Origin of the sequence: Methanolobus zinderi (assembly GCF_013388255.1) — an archaeon.
In the GTDB taxonomy this organism is placed as follows: Archaea; Halobacteriota; Methanosarcinia; order Methanosarcinales; family Methanosarcinaceae; genus Methanolobus; species Methanolobus zinderi.
Genome location: NZ_CP058215.1, coordinates 676,026 through 695,156, shown reverse-complemented (window position 1 = coordinate 695,156; position 19,131 = coordinate 676,026). Strand labels below are relative to the sequence as shown.

Sequence of the window (19,131 nt, the reverse complement as noted above, 5' to 3'; positions counted from 1 at the left end):
CGGCAAATGGTTGTTTCCAAAAGTCAGTAGTTCTCTAATTTTACCTTCATCTTGTTCCTTCTACTATTGAATTACCTTAAACATTGCACTACTAACTGGATTCTTAACTTTCTCCTAAGCCATTCTTCAACAAACAGAATAAACCTGGCAAATCTAAACTTATCCTCATCAATGGTTATTGGACCCGGTTTTACTATTGTGAAATGTTTTTTCTGGAGACAGAGCCATGCATTTCTCAGCAGGAACGATATTAGTGTAAAGAAGTATCTGAAAGTTACATCTTTTGTTGATGTTCTTGGTTTAACGATATTTCTCATCCTATATGATGACTCGATAGCAAACCGTCTTCTGTAGACGTTACTAACCTTCCTTTGAGACCATTTAATTCCATAAACAACAAAAGCAAGGTTTTCACACCCATATTTGCCTCTTTTACCTTTCAGATACTTGACATCAATTACAATATCCAGATGAACTTCTTTCTTTTGAGCATTCTTCATTACATATTCAGCAGACCTTGCTTTTCTCCCTTTAAGCAGTTGCTTGATTGCTTTTCCTCTTCTTACGACTGGTGTAATGTGAGGGATATCTTTGTTCTGTAAGAACTCAAACACATCAACTGAATAGAACTCTCGATCCAGACAAAGCACCTTGATATTGAAATCCAGTTCATCGATAAGATCTATGAAATAAGTGAGGTAATCAACCTTTGTTTTATTCCTTTCAACAGGAATAACTGCAAGAGTATATCTCTCGTTCTTGTTTATGATAGAGAGTGATACATATGAATAAAAAGAGTTAGTGGATTTCTTGGCCTGACTACGTATCACGTAGTCTTCATTGGATGAATCAACTTTTCCATAATATGGATCATTTGTAAAATCGATAGCAAACTCATACTTTTTCTCTGGTTTTAGAGTACTGACAGAACTTTGAAGAAGAATGCTTTGATTTGCCTGAACAAGCTCTTCAAGACTTAGTTTCCTGAGATGGTACCGTAAAGATGTCTCGCAGGGAATCTCTTGATAGTGTTTTGACGCAGAATGAACTGAACTTTTATCCACTGCCATACATATGGCAGTGTTAAATAGATCTTTAGAGCTAAGTTGACCGTTTATCTTGATATCGATATTATCTATAAGTGGTTTCAGAACAGCATCAATACATTGTTTTGGTCTTAATTCAAGTTTAGAATTGGTTCGTGAATTGGATGCTAGAAATGACATATGGCGGCGTTCCCGCCGCATATAAAGCTATCGGGAAGTATAATTCGGTGGCCTATTCAAAATTAGCGAAGTACTGACATTCTAAAAACGTCAAAAGCTGTAAAAACAAATGATAGATTCTTTATTCGCCATAGAAGTATAACCCGCACAATGGAGTATGATGAAATAAAGTATTTCCATTCATCAGAAACAAAAATTAATCAGGATATTCCAGAAGAAATGGATATTATAACTGTTCTCAACTACGGAAATAATAAAAATATTATAATAGATTCTGGAAAATCAATCCTTACATTGAATCAAGAGTTAAAAAATTTTCCGGAGTGCACAATTTATGCAAAGAATTATAATCGGTTTTACGACAAATGTTTCAATCTCAATGCATTTTTTCTCTAATCAGTGCTTCTTAAAACATATAATATATAAATATATTTCTCTAAAATTCCTGTATTTACGGAGTGCATATAAAAAACTAAATGGCATATAGTTTCAACTTAACTAAATTATTTTGCAACCGTATCTCAGGTTGTAAGCTAAAATATACTGGCATTGTAGTGTCTTAACGAATCCAAAAAGGTATTGTTAATCAACCATAGCTAATTCTTTATTCCTATACTTCATTAACAGAAGAACAGAGTATTTTAGCATTTCAAGACTTTTGGTATAACACTTTGTTTTTCTCCTCAGTCTTGCCAGAAAGTGTCTGAATATACTGTTATATCCTTCTACTGTATATGTTTCTGCCTTTGAGGTTGTATGAATGTTCTCAGGAAGGAATTCTGAATATGCTCTCCAGCTATCGGTCATTACTTCTCCGATCTGCTTTTTCTCTAGTTTTCTCCAGAGCTCTTTTCCAGTTTTGGTTCCTCTGTTCCCAAAAGAGCAGTTGATGAATCTTTTCCCAGTTCTATCAACAGCAATCCAGATCCAGCAGTAATTTTTTTTTGGTTGATGTAAGTATGCATTTCATCTAAGTCAACAACACCTATCTCGTTTTCGCTTTTTAGATCCTCTAACTCCTGTCCAAATTTCTTTATCCATTTTTGGACAGAAACATGACTAACTCCTAAATAACGTCCGATTGAACGAAATCCCAATCCTTCAAGATATAGCTGCAAGGCTTGTCTTTTGACCGATCGGGGAAAAGCAGTTGATTTAAGTTCGACTGTATAATTATATCCACAATCATGACATTTATAACGTTGACGTCCATTGATTATACCATTCTTTTTGTTACTGAAACTATTGCACTTTGGACAATCCATGATTAAACATACGTTGTCATAGTATATAACTATATATGGTTACCAATACCACTTGTTTTTTTTTAATTTATTGAGTAAACTTAAAATCTCCTGCCTGCTGTCAAAAAAAAGGATACGTAGAAAATTATTCGCCAACTCTTTTTTGGGCGGACTGTTCATCCGCCACAGAACCCTATAATGACCATGATACTGTCTCCGTCCTCAAGTACATGTTCGAACTCTGTCGATTTTTGTTTCCGTAAGGAAAGTTCCGTTAATATAAGCCTGGGTCCTCTCATCCTTTGGATTTTCTAATACTTCATCAGCCTGACCATGCTCGATTATTTCTCCGAGATAAAGATGAATTACATAGTCGGCAAGCCTCATTGCCTGGTGGATATTGTGCGTGACTATTACAATGGTATAGTCATTCTTCAATTTCAGAAGCTGCTGCTCGATATACTGTGATGATACGGGGTCAAGGGCGGATGTAGGCTCGTCGCAGAGAATGATCTCCGGTTCAACTGCAAGTCCTCTTGCAAGGCATAGTCTCTGTTGCTGACCTATTGATAACTGCGATGCCGGAGATTTTAGTCTGTCTTTGACTTCTTCCCACAAACCGGCAAGCTTGAGATATTTCTCAACAACAATATCAAGATCACGTTTCTTTTTCATGCCATGAATTTTTGGACCGTATGCGATGTTCTCGTAAATAGACATTGGAAGCGGGGTGGGCTTCTGAGCAAGTAATCCCATTTTCTTCCTGATGTTTACAACATCTGTTTTCCTGTCAAAGATGTCTTCGTCGTCTATCAGGATCTTCCCTGAATAGGTAACCTCATCTGTAAGGTCAATGAGTCTGTTCATGCACTTGAGCAACGTGGATTTACCGCAGCCAGAAGGGCCTATTATAGCAGTGATCTGATTTTTCGGTATTTCCACGGATATATTCTTTAACGCATGTTTTTTGCTGTAAAATACTTTTACATTATCGATTTTAATATGGGTTTCGGACATTTCATACACCTATTTTATGATGTATCTCGCATATTTTCTTGAAAGAATCCTTGCAGTTATGTTGATGACTAAAATTATTATCAAGAGAATTATAGCCGATGCATATGCTTTCTGCTGAATCTGCGGCAGGGGCGTCCCTAGCTGGAAAAATATAGCAAGTGGGAGAGATGCTGTGGCATCAAAAAGAGAAGTGGGAATGCGATCAGTATATCCTGCTGTGAAAAGTACGGATGCGGCATCCCCTATTCCTCTTCCAAAAGCTATCAACACTCCGGTCATAAGACCGGGAAGAGCCTGTTTTGCAACAACTCTCTGTACGGTCTCAAGTCTTGTTGCTCCAAGGGAAAATGATGCTTCTTTAAGTTCATAGGGAACTGTTTTTATGACCTCTTCCATTGATCTCGTCATGATAGGGAGTTCCAGAAGTGTGAGAACTATTATTCCCCCAAGCAGGGATGCTCTCATGTGAAAAAGCATCAAAATTGTGAACCCAAATGCCCCGTACACAATGGAAGGGGTGCCCCAAAGAATATCAAGTGAGAGGCGTGTCAGGTTTGATAGTTTTGTTCCTCCAGAATATTCTTTCTGGAGATAGAAAGCAATCCCGATGCTCAGGAAAAACGCCAGTATAGTACTAGCCGATGCAAGATACAGCGAACCTATGATGGCATTCAGGATACCTCCTCCTTTTCCTAAGTAATAACCGCCTTCTGCTGTCTTTGTGAGCATATCAAGGCTCAGAGCAGGTAAGCCTTTCCAGAGTATTATCCCGATCACTGTAAGGAGGCTGCTCACTACTATTGCAAGAGACAGTATCATCAATACACGAAAAATCAATTCCTCAATCCTTCGAATCTCCATCTAAATAACACCCTTTTCTATTTTAATAAGTACCATCCTTGCAAAGATATTGAATACCAATACAACGATAAAAAGCATCAATGCCGCAAGCAGTATCGCTGAATCGTAGAGAGGGACAGACATCATTTCACCGAAAGTATTTGCGATAAGAGCGGGAAGGGGATAAGCCGGATCAAAAATTGATGAAGGTACTCTGGATACGTTTCCTACAACCATAAGCACAGCCATTGTCTCACCAAACGCTCTTGAAAAACCAAGAACTATTGCCGCAAATATCCCGGGTTTTGCCTTCCTCAGAACTACATATTTGATGGTCTGCCACTTTGTAGCACCGACGGATAGGGAAACTTCTCTCAAATCCTGGGGAACGCTTCTTATAACTTCATTTGTAACCGAAATAATTATTGGGAATACCATAATCGAAAGCACAATTCCTCCTGCAAGGACACTGTACCCTCCTACGGTTTCCACGTCAAGGGCAGGAGCAAGGGTATTTTTAATGAAAGGTACTACTGCGAGCACACCCCAGAGACCGTATACAACCGAAGGGATTCCTGCAAGCAGATCAATCAGAGGATTGACAGCAGTCCTCAGACCTTTATCTGCATATTCTGAAAGGTATATTGAGCTTAACAGGCTTACAGGTACTGCAATTGCAAGAGCAAGTACTGTAACCCACAGTGTCCCCAGGATAAACGGAAAGAAACCAAACTTTCCTGAATAAGGGCTCCATTCTTTTGAGAACAGGAGATCGTAGATAGGTACTGTCGATAATATGGGACTTGCTCTGTAATAAAGGCTAGTAAGCATGAAAAAGAACAGCAGGCAGGCAAATGCTGTCATTGCGAGCATCATCCTGCTTGAAATACTGTCCTTGAGTCTTCTGATGTTCATAGTAATTTCTGCTCTTTCTTACATCCAGTGGGTTTTTCTTGTTTGTTCATGCCGGTTAATCGACTTTTTCTATTCCCTCGTTTATCTGATCCTGTGGAAGAACGATGTACCCTGATTCAGAAATGAACTTCTGTCCGTCAGTGAGTGTCCATTTGATGAAATCATCCACAATACCGGTTGGTTTGCCTTTTGTTACGAGGTTCAGATCTCTTGCAGGCGGTGAAGGAAACTGGTCATTCCCGATAGCTTCTACTAGCTCATCCAGTGTTCCGTAGAAGTCCTCATCAGTATCGATCTTGCCGTTCCCATTCAGATCAAGAGGTATTATCTCGATACCTTCTACAGGTTTTCGTGTGTTTGGATCATATGCAAAGTTAATGTTGTTATAACCGATTCCCAATTTGTCCTGCCTAACAGCTTCGGCAAGTCCCGGATCACCATTCACACCAACACCCTTAAGGTCTTCCTGCTTATAGTTGCCCAAGTATTTTGCCCATGTTGCAGGTGCACCTGCGGCATCCGAGCGAGTGTATACGTTGATCTTGTCATTGTTGCCCGTATCCCCTGTCGCCTGTCCCCATGTTTTTATGGTACCATTGATGTATATTTGCTCAAACACATCTCTTTTTAGTCCATTTTCCTTAAGTTGTGTAACTGCAGGATTATTACTATTGACTGTTGGCACAACGGCATCTTTTGTTATTGCTATCCAGTATGCACCTTTTTCCTCTTCTTCAGGTGTAATTTCTCTTGAGACCATGCCGATATCCACAAGCCCTCCCAGAGTATCAGCCATACCTTTGCCCGCTCCTCCGGCGCTGATGTCAAACTTCACTTTCGGATGCAGTTTTTGGTATTCCTCTCCCCATTTGAGCATCATAGGATACAGAGCAAAAGCACCTGAGATACGTATTGTACCTTCAGGTTCTTCCGCTGCTGGTGTCTGTGTATCGCTCGAAGATGTAATCTGGGTTTCGGATTCAGACCTGTCAACGCATCCGGATAACAATGCTACAATGAAAACCGTAAGTATAACAGTTATGAGAATTTTTCTATTCATTAATTCACCTCGAATTGTTTAACTTTTTGTTGGCCGTTTACAACAAATCAGGCTACGAATAAACCGGGACGTATAAATTTGTAACGAAATGGGTAATAATTGGCAGCGTAACTATAGTCTTTAACTCAACAAATCACACTTTTAATTTGTTCATTCAGTAGTTCTCTAATTTTACCTCCATCTTGTTCCTGCCACTATTGAATTACCTTAAACACTGTATTACTAACTGAATTCTTAACTTTCTCCTAAGCCACTCTTCAACAAACAGAATAAATCTTGCAAACCTGAACTTGTCCTCATCAATGGTTAGAGGACCTGTTTTTACTATTGTGAAATGTTTTTTCTGGAGACAGAGCCATGCATTTCTCAGCAGGAACGATATTAGTGTAAAGAAGTATCTGAAAGTTACATCTTTTGTTGATGTTCTTGGTTTAACGATATTTCTCATCCTATATGATGACTCGATAGCAAACCGTCTTCTGTAGACGTTACTAACCTTCCTTTGAGACCATTTAATTCCATAAACAACAAAAGCAAGGTTTTCACACCCATATTTGCCTCTTTTACCTTTCAGATACTTGACATCAATTACAATATCCAGATGAACTTCTTTCTTTTGAGCATTCTTCATTACATATTCAGCAGACCTTGCTTTTCTCCCTTTAAGCAGTTGCTTGATTGCTTTTCCTCTTCTTACGACTGGTGTAATGTGAGGGATATCTTTGTTCTGTAAGAACTCAAACACATCAACTGAATAGAACTCTCGATCCAGACAAAGCACCTTGATATTGAAATCCAGTTCATCGATAAGATCTATGAAATAAGTGAGGTAATCAACCTTTGTTTTATTCCTTTCAACAGGAATAACTGCAAGAGTATATCTCTCGTTCTTGTTTATGATAGAGAGTGATACATATGAATAAAAAGAGTTAGTGGATTTCTTGGCCTGACTACGTATCACGTAGTCTTCATTGGATGAATCAACTTTTCCATAATATGGATCATTTGTAAAATCGATAGCAAACTCATACTTTTTCTCTGGTTTTAGAGTACTGACAGAACTTTGAAGAAGAATGCTTTGATTTGCCTGAACAAGCTCTTCAAGACTTAGTTTCCTGAGATGGTACCGTAAAGATGTCTCGCAGGGAATCTCTTGATAGTGTTTTGACGCAGAATGAACTGAACTTTTATCCACTGCCATACATATGGCAGTGTTAAATAGATCTTTAGAGCTAAGTTGACCGTTTATCTTGATATCGATATTATCTATAAGTGGTTTCAGAACAGCATCAATACATTGTTTTGGTCTTAATTCAAGTTTAGAATTGGTTCGTGAATTGGATGCTAGAAATGACATATGGCGGCGTTCCCGCCGCATATAAAGCTATCGGGAAGTATAATTCGGTGGCCTATTCAAAATTAGCGAAGTACTGAAAGTTGTTAAATTTACTTTTAGCCTTCAATTTAGCTTTAAATAAAAATTGAGGGTAAGAATCAACTAAAAATATATTGCTATCCAATTTCTCAGTTTCATATACAATTTTTTCAGTATCATCGAGATAATCTGCTTTAGAATCGTAAATATTATCAGCTTTTATTTGCTCAATCGTCTGCAACAGTTTAATGTAACTAGTTTTCCAAACATCGGTAGAATTCACAAATGAACAAAATTTTTCAAAATTTAAACTTTGTTCTTTTAATGTACCACAAACTTTAGTATAAAATGATTTTAACTCTGTTTCAGATTGTTTCGTTAATTCAAATATTTGTTTCCATTTGCGTGCATTAGATACATCTGCAGCGAAAATAATTAAATTAAATTCCTCTTTTGAATATAATAAACAGTACTTTCCGTATTCTACCAAAAAATTTAAATCAGTCAAGCTTAATTTTGTATCTTTTATTTCAACTACGGTTTTTTTATTACCATCGACTTTTGGATTCCTAAAAATCTTATCTTGAAAAACGCCTTCAATATTTGAATCATACTCTAAGAAATAACCCTTTAGACCTAACAACTCAATTACTTTTTTTCCATATTCCTCACTTTTTTGAGTTGTTGCTTCCCTTTCCCCTTCTAAATTGATAAAAGCCATATAATCATCTTGACTTAGGAAATAATGAAATATTTGAATACAATATCAGTTTAATTCCTTAAATAAGTTAAGAATTTTAAGGATAGAAAGGATAAGTGATTTCAAATGCATAATTCAAATTACTACCCAACCCCCTTAAATACTAAAAATCCACTTATTTAATCAAAATAAGGACATAATATGCCTCAAAATCCAAATGAACACCCCACCCTCTGGATAAAATCCAGCAAATCCCGGTCACTCCAGGGAAAGACCATCGTGCTTGCAGTCACAGGCAGCATAGCTGCTGTCAGGGCAGTGGAGCTTGCACGGGAACTTATCCGAAGGGGTGCTGATGTACATGCTGTTATGAGCGAGGCAGCCACCTGGATAATCAACCCCATGGCCCTGCACTATGCCACGGGTAACGAGGTTATCACCTCAATCACCGGGAAGGTGGAGCATGTGGAATTCTTTGGGGATCAGGGCAGGGCGGACCTTCTGCTTATCGCACCTTCTACAGCAAATACCATAGGGAAAATAGCTGCAGGTATAGACGATACACCTGTGACAACCTTTGCTACAACTGCTATAGGGGCAGGAAAGCCTGTGATGGTGGTGCCTGCAATGCATGAAGACATGTACAATCATCCCGCCGTTGTGGAGAATATAGAGAAAATCAAGGAATGGGGCATCCTTTCTGTCGGCCCCAGGGTTGAGGAAGGGATTGCCAAGATAGCAGGCAATGACGAGATTGTGCTAGAGGTCGAACGCCGGACAGACAACAAAAGCCTGGAAGGGAAAAAGATACTCATTACAAGCGGTTCCACTGCCGAAGCCGTTGATCCGATACGTATACTCACTAACAGGGCATCGGGAAAAACCGGAATCGAACTGGCACTGGAAGCCTACCGCAGAGGAGCAGAGGTAACCATTACACACAGGGAAAGGCTTGGAATAAGCGGAATTAATGAGATCCATGCAGAAAGCGCAGAGCAGATGACAAATGCTGTGCTTGAGGAGCTCGGAAGAGGTTATGATTTACTAATAAGTGCGGCTGCAATTGCCGATTATACAGTTGACCCGGCTCAGACCAAGATCAAGTCAGGAGATGATCTTACATTATCCTTTAAACCCACACGCAAGCTCATCAAAGAGGCAAGAGCCGCATATCCTGAAGTGAAAATCGTTGGATTCAAGGCTGAAACCGGCATTGGTAAAGAGGAACTTTTCAGGCGTGCACAGGCTACACTGGAAAACTCGGGGCTTGACATTATCGTTGCTAATGATGTCAGTTCCGGAGGAATGGGAACGGATGAGAACAGTGTACACATAATCCGACCGGGCAGGAAAGATCAGCCCAGTATCAGCGGTTCTAAATCAGCGATTGCTGCTGCCCTCATAGATGAGATCACTATAATACTTTCTTCAGGGGAAGAAAACTAATGCCAGCGGACAGGATCAGTGCAAAGGCTTTTGCACCGGCTCATATTACCGGATTTTTTGAAGTGCATGATAGTACTGACCCCTTAAGAAAATGCTCTACAGGTTGCGGAATAGTACTTAATGAAGGTATTGAGACCACCGTAAGTTGCGGAGAGGGGATTGAAAAAACAACCGTACTGCTTGACGGTGTAGAAGTAAAGGGAAGTACGATCCGTACTGTTGTTGAAAGTTTAACTGACAGACCTGTGAAAGTAGAATGTAAAGCATACATACCCATTGAATCAGGCCTTGGCGCATCGGGTGCAGGCGCCCTCGGAACGGCATATGCACTCAATTGCGCACTTGAGCTGAACCTCACAGCCAGTAAACTGAACCAGATAGCACATGTTGCGGAAGTTAAGAACAGCAGCGGGCTTGGGGACGTGGCTGCCCAGTCACTTGGAGGAGTGGTGATAAGAAAGACACCCGGTGCTCCTGGAATCGGAAACTATGACAGGATTCCGGTAAAAAAGCAGGACATCTGGTGTGTGGTGCTTGGCGAGCTGTCAACATCATCCGTACTCAGCAACAGGGAAGCTGTTGAGAGCATCAATCTTGCCGGAAGGTCTGCAATGCAGAGGTTAATGGAAAAACCCACACTGGAGAACTTCATGCTCTGCTCCAGGGATTTCACTGTTAATACAGGCCTGGCGGACAATACGATAACAGATATAATGGAAACTGTGGAATCCAAAGGCGGAATAGCATCCCAGGCGATGCTCGGGAACACCGTGTTTGCGGTGGCAAGGGAAACAGAAGCTGATGAAAAGATCACAGATGCACTTTCCGAATACGGGGAAGTGCTGAATTACAAGATCAATACCGGCAGTATAAAGATCATTTGAGGATATGGGTAATTATAGATGCACCCTGAAATAGTATCTTAACTCATTGAACAAAGGTCTCAAAAGGAAAAGAACAGCAAAATTCTTGATTTAAATACACCACCAGGACAAGGAGAAGACAGACCCAATGACAGACATTCCCAGAGAACATCCCAGATATGAATCCCTTATGACAAGGGAAAAGATCGTAGAGGGAATCGGTATCGGCATTACGAGCAAACAGGGCCTGGTGGCACAGGGACGAGGAGAGGCTTTCGATTATCTCATAGGAGAACGGACGACCGAATCCGCTGCATTTGCCGAAAGGGCTGCTGTGGCGCATATTCTTCTTGCTGAAAATCCCATAATCTCTGTAAACGGAAACACTGCAGCCCTTGTACCTGAAAGTATGGTCACGCTTGCGGACGTGACCGGGGCTACGCTGGAAGTAAATCTTTTCCACAGAAGCGATGCCAGGGTTCACAGGATCATAGAACATCTCAAATCCCATGGTGCCGGGAGGGTACTGGGTGGCAGTGCAGAAAAAAGACTTGACCTGTCCCATGACCGGGCGATCGTTGACGAGGAAGGTATTTTCAGTGCGGATGTGGTACTTGTACCACTTGAGGACGGGGATCGCTGTCAGAAACTGGTGGAAATGGGAAAAGTTGTTATCAGCATAGACCTGAACCCCCTTTCCAGAACATCCCTGAATGCCAGCGTATCTATAATAGATAATGTGACCCGTGCACTGCAGAACATGACCCAGTTTGCAAGGGATATGAAACACGACAGCAGAGAATCCCTTCAGGAGGTTATTAACTCATACGATAACCGTAAATTCATACCTGATGCCCTGTATGCGATTCAGGAAAGACTGAAGCACCAGGCAGAAGAAAGAGGTGTACAATGGATCTGATTGAGCGTACAAGAGGATTTGTTACAGAAGTACTTGCCGATGAGCCAAGTACACACGACATTTCTCATATAGAGCGTGTAGAGACACTTTGTGCCAGGATACACAGGGAGGAAGGTGGTGATCTCCGGGTGTTAAGACTTGCGGCCCTTTTACATGATGTGGGAATCGTTAAAGAGCATCAGGAAGGAGGTAACCATGCAGAATACGGTGCTCAGATCGCGAGGGATTTTCTGATATCCGAAGGTGCTGACAGTGATCTCACAGACCATGTTGCATCCTGCATCCTGACCCACAGATTCAGCAGGGGAATGAAAGCCGAAACCATGGAAGCCTGCATACTCCAGGATGCTGACAGGCTGGATGCACTTGGAGCGGTGGGAATATTCAGATCACTTGTTTCCATGGGAGCGTTGAGGTCCCTGAAGCATACGATAGGTACTGTCAAGGAGACTTCCATGAATGCATACACGGAAGATCCTTTTGACGGATTCTATGATTATATGGAAAGAAAACCTTTCAGGATAATGGACAGACTTAACACTGAAACCGCAAAAGAAATAGCAAAGGAGCGGCTCAGGATAATGCACCTGTACCTTGAAGAGCTAAAAAGAGAGACCAACCGGGAGAACTAAAGATGGCTGACATCATAATTAAGAACGCATACATACTGACAATGGACCCCGATAGAGAGGATATAGAAAACGGGGTAGTGGTTATCGAAGATGGCAAGATCAAGGAGATCGGTAAGTCCACAGAGAGTAAGGCTGATAAAGAAATAGATGCCGGAGGGAATGTGGTAATGCCGGGCCTGGTGAACACCCATTGCCATGCGGGAATGACACTGTTCAGAGGGTATGCGGATGATATGCCATTGCAGGACTGGCTTGAGAATCACATATGGCCTGCGGAGGCGAAGGTAAGCGACGAGGATATCTATATTGGTACACAGCTTGCCTGCCTGGAGATGATAAGGTCCGGTACAACAGCTTTTGCTGACATGTATATCCATATGGACAAAGTTGCGCAGGCTGTAGATGAATCCGGAATAAGAGCAGCACTTTCCTACGGCATGATAGACTTTGGAGATAAAGAGAAGGCGGATGTCGAGCTTGAAGAGGGCAGCCGCTTTGTAAGGGAATGGAACGGAAAGGCAGACGGCAGAATTACCACAATGTACGGACCTCATGCACCCAACACATGTTCCAGGGACTTCCTGATAAGGGTCAAGGAGCAGGCCGTAAAGGACAATGTCAGGATACATATCCATGTCCTGGAAACAGAGGCCGAGTTAAACTATATGAAAGAGCAATTCGGAGTCTGTTCGATACATTTCCTCAAGGATATCGATTTCTGGGGAGATGACGTGCTTGCAGCACACTGCATATGGCTTTCCGACGGCGACATCAAGATACTTGCAGAACACGGAGTGAATATCTCACACAACGTGACAAGTAACATGAAACTTGCCTCAGGCATAGCCCCTGTTGCAAAACTGCTTGCTGTTGGTGCCAATGTCTCTCTCGGAACCGACGGATGTGCTTCCAATAATAATCTTGACATGTTCGAGGAAATGAAGACCGCAGCACTTCTCCAGAAGGTAAGCATTATGGACCCAACGGTCCTTCCTGCACGCCAGGTCCTTGAAATGGCGACCGTGAACGGTGCAAAGGCACTTGGTATAAAGAGCGGCATGATCAAAGAAGAGTACAATGCAGACCTGATTATCGTCGACATGAACAAGCCACATCTTACACCCGCATATGATATTGCATCACATATGGTATATGCCGCAAACGGTAGGGATGTGAAGACCACCATCGTAAACGGAAAGATCCTGATGGAGAATTATGAGGTCAGATGTCTCGATGAGCAGAGTATCATTGAGAAGATGAAGAAGACTTCAAAGGATCTGGTCTCAAGAATTAACTCTTAAATATAATATGAGTGAGTATAAGCAGCAATAATTTCAGAATATCCAGATTATCAGAGGCGATACTAAATGAGTAATAAAGAAATGATTGAGTCCGGAAACCAGAAGATAGAGTGGGCTCGCAATCACATGCCGGTCCTTGCAGCGGTGAGGAAGCAGTTCGAGAAGGAAAAACCACTTGAAGGTCACAGGGTCGCAATGGCACTGCATGTGGAAGCTAAGACTGCAGTACTTGTGGAGACACTGGCAGCAGGTGGTGCGGAAGTTGCGATCACCGGATGCAACCCCCTGAGTACGCAGGACGACGTATCACTTGCCCTTGATACCAGGGAGTGCATTGATTGTCATGCAAGCTATGACTGTTCCACCGAGGATTACTACGAGGCCATAGACAAGGTACTTGATTTTGAACCTGACATCACGATCGACGATGGTGCAGACCTTATCTTCAAGATGCACACCGAGCGTCCTGAGATGCTTGCAACAATACTCGGAGGGTGCGAGGAAACCACCACAGGTATCCACAGACTAAAAGCAATGGAAAGGGAAGGCGCACTGAAGATGCCTGTAATTGCTGTCAACGATGCCATGACAAAGTTCCTCTTTGACAACCGCTACGGTACGGGACAGTCATCATGGGATGGCATCATGAGGACCACAAACCTGCTTATTGCCGGAAAGAACGCTGTTATCGGCGGATATGGCTGGTGTGGAAAAGGTGCAGCACTGCGTGCCAGAGGGCTCGGTGCAAACGTAATTGTTACCGAGATCGATCCTATCAGGGCTCTTGAGGCCCGCATGGACGGGAACGAGGTCATGCCTATGAAAGAGGCTGCAAAGATAGGAGACATATTCCTCACCACAACGGGCAACCGTGATATCCTCTCAAGGGAACACTTTGAGGTGATCAAGGACGGTGCAATACTTGCCAACTCAGGTCACTTCAATGTGGAGATCAATCTTGAGGATCTTGAGGACATGGCACGATCGGTACGTACTGTCAGGAAGAATATCAAAGAATATGACCTTGGTGACAGGAAGGTCAACGTGCTTGCAGAGGGCAGGCTTGTAAACCTCGCTGCAGGCGACGGACATCCTGCGGAGGTTATGGATATGAGCTTTGCAAACCAGGCACTATGTGTCAGATACATTGCAGAGAATACACTTGTTGACGGTGTCCATGCCGTCCCCCATGAGCTTGATGTCAGCGTAGCCGAGATGAAACTCGAATCAATGGGAATCAGCCTTGATAAACTTTCATCGGAACAGGATGAATACATGAGCAGCTGGTCATGCGGCACATAAGCCGCATACATTCTCTTTTTTACTCATAATCAGATCGAATAAGTATGAGTATCACTGCCATGTCTTTTTCTGACCATCAGCCTTAACTAAGGTAAACGTTAAGTAGGAGCGCGGTTGTAGCAATTGAGAAAGAGAATTCCTGTCAACTGTATAAAAAGCCTGACTAATCATATATATACATTATGAGATTTAATTATTTATTCTGATATAAATAAAATACAAAACAAATAAATATAAATAGTCAGATAGCTTTACAGGATGCAGATGTCAGCAAAGACCAAGGTTCCCACAAGGTATTTATACCATGGATTCCTTTTGTCACCGCTACACCGAAGAAAGGACGTGCAGTACCTCCAGCAAAAACCACACAAACCACAATGGGCTCGTAGCTCAGTCAGGCAGAGCGTCTGGCTTTTAACCAGACGGCCTAGGGTTCAAATCCCTACGAGCCCGCCACTTTTTGCGAGGAGTGTTCACGTTCACATTTTTGAGGGAGGAGAATAAGTGAGAAAGTTTAGCCTGCTCGACCATGAGTTAATCCCGAAACATGAGATCATGTCGGAAGAAGATTTAAAAACTGTTTTAAAAATGTACAATATCGGGAAAGAACAGCTTCCAAAGATCAAAGTTGATGACCCTGTAATCCAGGAGATAGGAGCACAGGCAGGGGAAGTTGTAAAGATTACCCGAAACAGCCAGACCGCCGGGGAAGCGTATTATTATCGACTTGTCATTGCTTGAGATCATAGATGCATTTCACAAGCGCACAAGGACATTTCACCATGTTTTTTTCATTATACCATTAATTGCATAAAGAGGGTGCTATCATAGCGTTAAGTAAAGGACAGATTGCGAACTCATTTTTCACGAAAGATAAGATCGTGCAACATCACATCGATTCCTACAACAAGTTTCTGGAGAGCGGGCTTCAGAAAATAATCGATGAACAGAAAATAATTGAGACGGACCTTGAAGATACATATATCAAGCTGGGCAAGATCAGGGTAGAGAACCCTATTGTAAAAGAGGCTGACGGAGCCATCGAAAGACTCTATCCGAACGAAGCCAGGCTCAGGAACCTCTCATATTCCGCTCCGCTTTACCTACAGATGAGTGTGGTCGAAGGTGAAGAGGAAAAGGAACCACAGAAAGCAAAGATCGGACAGCTCCCGGTTATGATAAAGTCCAATATCTGTAACCTGCAGGACATTACAGATGAAGAGATGGTCAAGTTCGGAGAAGACCCCCTTGACCCCGGAGGATATTTCATCGTTAACGGAACCGAGCGTGTGGTCATGACGCTCGAGGACCTTGCTCCGAACAAGATCCTCACCGAATTCGGAGAAAGATACGGTGACACCATAGAGGTTGCAAAGGTATTCTCCCAGAGGAGAGGATACAGAGCACTTGTTGTTGTGGAAAGAGGAAGAAAGTCACTGCTGGAGGTATCATTCCCGTCCATATCAGGACGTGTCAATTTTATCACACTCATGAGGGCGCTCGGTGTTGAGACTGACGAGGATCTGGTAAAGATCGTATCCACCGACCCCGAGATCATGAAGTTCATGTTCGAGAACCTTGAAGAGGCAGAAGTCGATACCATGGAGGAAGCCATGGAGAAGATAGGTTCCCGTGTGGCCTCCGGACAGGCAAGGGACTACCAGATAAAGCGTGCCAATTACGTGATCGACAGATATCTCCTGCCACACCTTGGAAACGAACCCGTGAACAGAGTGGCAAAGGCGAATTTCCTGGGAAGGATGGCCGAGTCATGTTTCGAACTTGCCCTTGGAAAGAGGACAGAGGATGACAAGGACCACTATTCCAACAAGAGACTGAAGCTCACAGGAGACCTGATGGAGGATCTTTTCAGGGTTGCTTTCAACAGACTTTCCCGTGATGTAAAGTATCAGCTTGAAAGAGCAAATATGAGAAACCGTGAGCTAAATGTTATCACCCTTGTAAGGGCAGATGTGCTTACTGACAGATTACAGCACCCGCTTGCAACCGGAAATTGGGTAGGTGGCAGGACAGGTGTGTCACAGCTTCTTGACAGGACCGACTACATTTCAACACTGTCACACCTGAGGCGTGTAATCTCCCCGCTCTCAAGGGCACAGCCACACTTCGAGGCCCGTGACCTGCACCCGACACAATGGGGAAGGCTATGTCCCTCGGAAACCCCTGAAGGTCCTAACTGTGGACTGGTCAAGAACTTTGCGCAGATGGTGGAGCTTTCCACAGGTACCGATGATGACAGAGTCATTAAGAACATATTATATGATCTGAGCGTCGTACCGACCAAACTGCATTCCACAAGTATGAAGCTGCCGGGCTACGACGGGGAACTTGAAGACTACATTGAAGAACTTGACAATATCCAGCCTGCGGAACAAGAAGAGGAAAAAAGTTCAGAACCGCTGGGGTATGCGAACTATTCAGATACACTCGATGACAGTATAGGAGGCAATGTCGATGAATGAGGCTAAAGTGTTCCTTAACGGAGAACTTGTGGGAACACACACAGATCCTGTAGAACTGGTGGAAAGCATCAGGAAGCAGCGCAGAGAAGGGCTGATCTCCAGCCAGATCAACGTGACCCTGTATGAGGATATTCACGAGGTGATAATCAACTCGGACATGGGTCGTGCAAGAAGGCCTCTTATCGTTGTCGAGGACGGGAAGTCACTTGTAAGCCAGGAAGAACAGGAACAGATCGCTCTTGGAGAACTGACTTTTGATGAGCTTCTCAGCGAAGGTAAGATCGAGTATCTGGATTCCGAGGAAGAAGAAAATGCATTCATTGGCCTCTATGGAGAAGATGTCACTGAAAACCATACCCATCTGGAGATAAACCCCGGCCTGATGCTGGGAATATGTACCGGGATGGTACCTTATCCAGAACACAATGCATCACCACGTAACACAATGGGTGCTGCGATGGTAAAGCAGTGTATCGGTGTGTCCACATCCAACACTAAGCTCAGACCGGACACCCGTGCACACCTTCTGCACTATCCACAGAAGGCAATGGTAAGGACACAGACATGTGAGGCTATTCATTTTGACGAAAGACCTGCAGGACAGAACTTTGTCGTTGCAGTCATGTCCTACGAAGGACACAACATTGAGGATGCACTGGTCTTCAACAAGGGTTCCATTGAGAGAGGTCTTGGAAGAAGCCACTTCCTGAGGACATTTGAGGGTGAGGAAAGAAGATACCCCGGTGGACAGGAAGACAAGTTCGAGATCCCCGACTCTGAGTTCAGAGGTGCACGAAGCCCCGAAGCCTATGCAAACCTCGATGTCGACGGTCTCGTAAACCCCGAAACAGTCGTCGGACCAAATGATGTGCTTATCGGAAAGACAAGTCCCCCGCGTTTCCTTGAGGAACAGTCGGACTTCGGTATCACCGTAGAGCAGCGCAGGGAAAGTGCAATTACCATGCGTTCCAACGAGAAGGGTATCGTCGATACCGTACTGCTCACAGAATCCATCAACGGTACCAGACTTGCAAAAGTAAAGATAAGAGACCAGAGAATTCCTGAGATCGGCGACAAGTTCGCATCCAGACACGGACAGAAAGGAGTCATCGGACTTATCGTACCATATAATGACATGCCGTTCACTGAGAAAGGAATGGTTCCTGATCTTGTAATCAATCCACACGCAATCCCTTCACGTATGACCGTGGGTCACGTGCTTGAGATGATCGGTGGCAAGGTCGGTTCCATGGAAGGAAGACGTATCAACGCAACAGCATTCTCAGGAGAGTATGAGGATGACCTGCGTGCAGGACTCAGGGAACAGGGATTCGCACACACAGGCAAGGAAGTATTCTTTGACGGAGTGACCGGAAAGAAGATCCAGGCCGATGTGTTTGTAGGAGTTATCCTTTACCAGAAACTGCACCACATGGTTGCATCAAAGATGCACGCAAGGTCCCGTGGTCCGGTACAGGTGCTTACACGCCAGCCAACCGAAGGACGTGCCCGTGAAGGAGGTCTGCGTTTCGGAGAAATGGAGCGTGATGTGCTTATCGGCCATGGTGCTGCAATGACATTGAAGGAAAGATTACTGGATGAATCGGACAAGGTGGTTGAGCTTGTATGCGGCCACTGTGGAATGATCGCCACGTTCGACAGGAAGAGGAATGTAAGATATTGTTCGAACTGTGGTGCTGAGACTGATATCCATCCGGTGGAAATGAGCTATGCATTCAAATTACTACTCGATGAGATCAAGTCCCTTGGTGTGGCTCCCAGGCTGCAGCTCGAGGACGCGGTGTGAG

The 19,131-nt window shown here is 43.2% G+C and carries 18 protein-coding genes and 1 tRNA gene; 11 read left to right on the top strand and 8 right to left on the bottom strand.

The window, feature by feature from the left end:
- Positions 1-71: 71 nt before the first annotated feature.
- Positions 72-1,226 carry an ISH3 family transposase gene (locus HWN40_RS03540; protein WP_176964462.1) on the bottom strand — a complete coding sequence of 385 codons (1,155 nt, stop codon included), beginning with the start codon at positions 1,224-1,226 and terminating at the stop codon, positions 72-74.
- Between the two features lie 150 nt (positions 1,227-1,376).
- Here HWN40_RS03540 and HWN40_RS03535 point away from each other — a divergent pair, with 150 nt between their 5' ends.
- Positions 1,377-1,622, top strand: coding sequence for a hypothetical protein (locus HWN40_RS03535; protein ID WP_176964461.1), 246 nt, complete (start codon positions 1,377-1,379; stop codon positions 1,620-1,622).
- A gap of 186 nt (positions 1,623-1,808) precedes the next feature.
- Here the strand turns inward: HWN40_RS03535 and HWN40_RS03530 are convergent.
- From HWN40_RS03530 to HWN40_RS03500, 7 genes are all read right to left on the bottom strand, one after another.
- A protein-coding gene (locus HWN40_RS03530; protein ID WP_425487364.1) for an IS1 family transposase occupies positions 1,809-2,491 on the bottom strand; the annotation gives its coding sequence in 2 pieces (ribosomal slippage) (positions 1,809-2,164 and positions 2,164-2,491; 684 coding nt in all).
- Positions 2,492-2,692: 201 nt separating this feature from the next.
- Entirely contained in the window at positions 2,693-3,487 is a 795-nt protein-coding gene (pstB, locus tag HWN40_RS03525) for a phosphate ABC transporter ATP-binding protein PstB (RefSeq protein WP_176964459.1), read from the bottom strand.
- Between the two features lie 9 nt (positions 3,488-3,496).
- On the bottom strand, positions 3,497-4,348 hold the full coding sequence (gene pstA, locus HWN40_RS03520; RefSeq protein WP_176964458.1) for a phosphate ABC transporter permease PstA: 852 nt from the start codon (positions 4,346-4,348) through the stop codon (positions 3,497-3,499).
- Positions 4,349-5,242, bottom strand: coding sequence for a phosphate ABC transporter permease subunit PstC (gene pstC / locus HWN40_RS03515; protein WP_176964457.1), 894 nt, complete (start codon positions 5,240-5,242; stop codon positions 4,349-4,351). It abuts the gene before it with no gap.
- A 55-nt stretch (positions 5,243-5,297) separates the two neighbouring features.
- A complete protein-coding gene (locus HWN40_RS03510; RefSeq protein WP_176964456.1) occupies positions 5,298-6,302 on the bottom strand; it encodes a PstS family phosphate ABC transporter substrate-binding protein in 1,005 nt (334 codons plus the stop codon).
- A 202-nt stretch (positions 6,303-6,504) separates the two neighbouring features.
- Positions 6,505-7,659 carry an ISH3 family transposase gene (locus HWN40_RS03505; RefSeq protein WP_176964455.1) on the bottom strand — a complete coding sequence of 385 codons (1,155 nt, stop codon included), beginning with the start codon at positions 7,657-7,659 and terminating at the stop codon, positions 6,505-6,507.
- A gap of 52 nt (positions 7,660-7,711) precedes the next feature.
- Positions 7,712-8,398 (bottom strand): hypothetical protein, encoded by a 687-nt coding sequence (locus HWN40_RS03500; RefSeq protein ID WP_176964454.1) that lies wholly within the window; start codon positions 8,396-8,398, stop codon positions 7,712-7,714.
- 180 nt (positions 8,399-8,578) lie between these two features.
- On the opposite strand from HWN40_RS03500, the gene coaBC reads away from it, so the two are divergent.
- From coaBC to rpoB, 10 genes are all read left to right on the top strand, one after another.
- Complete coding sequence (coaBC, locus tag HWN40_RS03495; protein WP_176964453.1) at positions 8,579-9,823, top strand: bifunctional phosphopantothenoylcysteine decarboxylase/phosphopantothenate--cysteine ligase CoaBC; 1,245 nt, start codon at positions 8,579-8,581, stop codon at positions 9,821-9,823.
- Positions 9,823-10,707: a pantoate kinase gene (locus tag HWN40_RS03490; RefSeq protein ID WP_176964452.1), complete on the top strand. Its 885-nt coding sequence runs from the start codon at positions 9,823-9,825 to the stop codon at positions 10,705-10,707. The genes coaBC and HWN40_RS03490 overlap by 1 nt, the downstream gene beginning before the upstream one ends.
- Before the next feature lie 127 nt (positions 10,708-10,834).
- Complete coding sequence (locus tag HWN40_RS03485) at positions 10,835-11,605, top strand: 4-phosphopantoate--beta-alanine ligase (RefSeq protein ID WP_176964451.1); 771 nt, start codon at positions 10,835-10,837, stop codon at positions 11,603-11,605.
- On the top strand, positions 11,596-12,237 hold the full coding sequence (locus HWN40_RS03480; RefSeq protein ID WP_176964450.1) for an HD domain-containing protein: 642 nt from the start codon (positions 11,596-11,598) through the stop codon (positions 12,235-12,237). Before HWN40_RS03485 ends, HWN40_RS03480 begins: the two co-directional genes overlap by 10 nt.
- Before the next feature lie 2 nt (positions 12,238-12,239).
- Complete coding sequence (locus HWN40_RS03475; RefSeq protein ID WP_176964449.1) at positions 12,240-13,538, top strand: amidohydrolase family protein; 1,299 nt, start codon at positions 12,240-12,242, stop codon at positions 13,536-13,538.
- 66 nt (positions 13,539-13,604) lie between these two features.
- On the top strand, positions 13,605-14,840 hold the full coding sequence (locus HWN40_RS03470; RefSeq protein ID WP_176964448.1) for an adenosylhomocysteinase: 1,236 nt from the start codon (positions 13,605-13,607) through the stop codon (positions 14,838-14,840).
- A gap of 379 nt (positions 14,841-15,219) precedes the next feature.
- Positions 15,220-15,296, top strand: a tRNA-Lys gene (locus HWN40_RS03465).
- A 48-nt stretch (positions 15,297-15,344) separates the two neighbouring features.
- Positions 15,345-15,581, top strand: coding sequence for a DNA-directed RNA polymerase subunit H (locus HWN40_RS03460; RefSeq protein WP_176964447.1), 237 nt, complete (start codon positions 15,345-15,347; stop codon positions 15,579-15,581).
- Positions 15,582-15,721: 140 nt separating this feature from the next.
- The gene (locus tag HWN40_RS03455; RefSeq protein WP_246276015.1) at positions 15,722-17,323 is read left to right on the top strand and encodes a DNA-directed RNA polymerase subunit B''; all 1,602 of its coding nucleotides are present in this window, start codon (positions 15,722-15,724) and stop codon (positions 17,321-17,323) included.
- Positions 17,316-19,130, top strand: coding sequence for a DNA-directed RNA polymerase subunit B (gene rpoB, locus HWN40_RS03450; RefSeq protein WP_176966260.1), 1,815 nt, complete (start codon positions 17,316-17,318; stop codon positions 19,128-19,130). The genes HWN40_RS03455 and rpoB overlap by 8 nt, the downstream gene beginning before the upstream one ends.
- The last annotated feature ends 1 nt before the right edge of the window (position 19,131 follow it).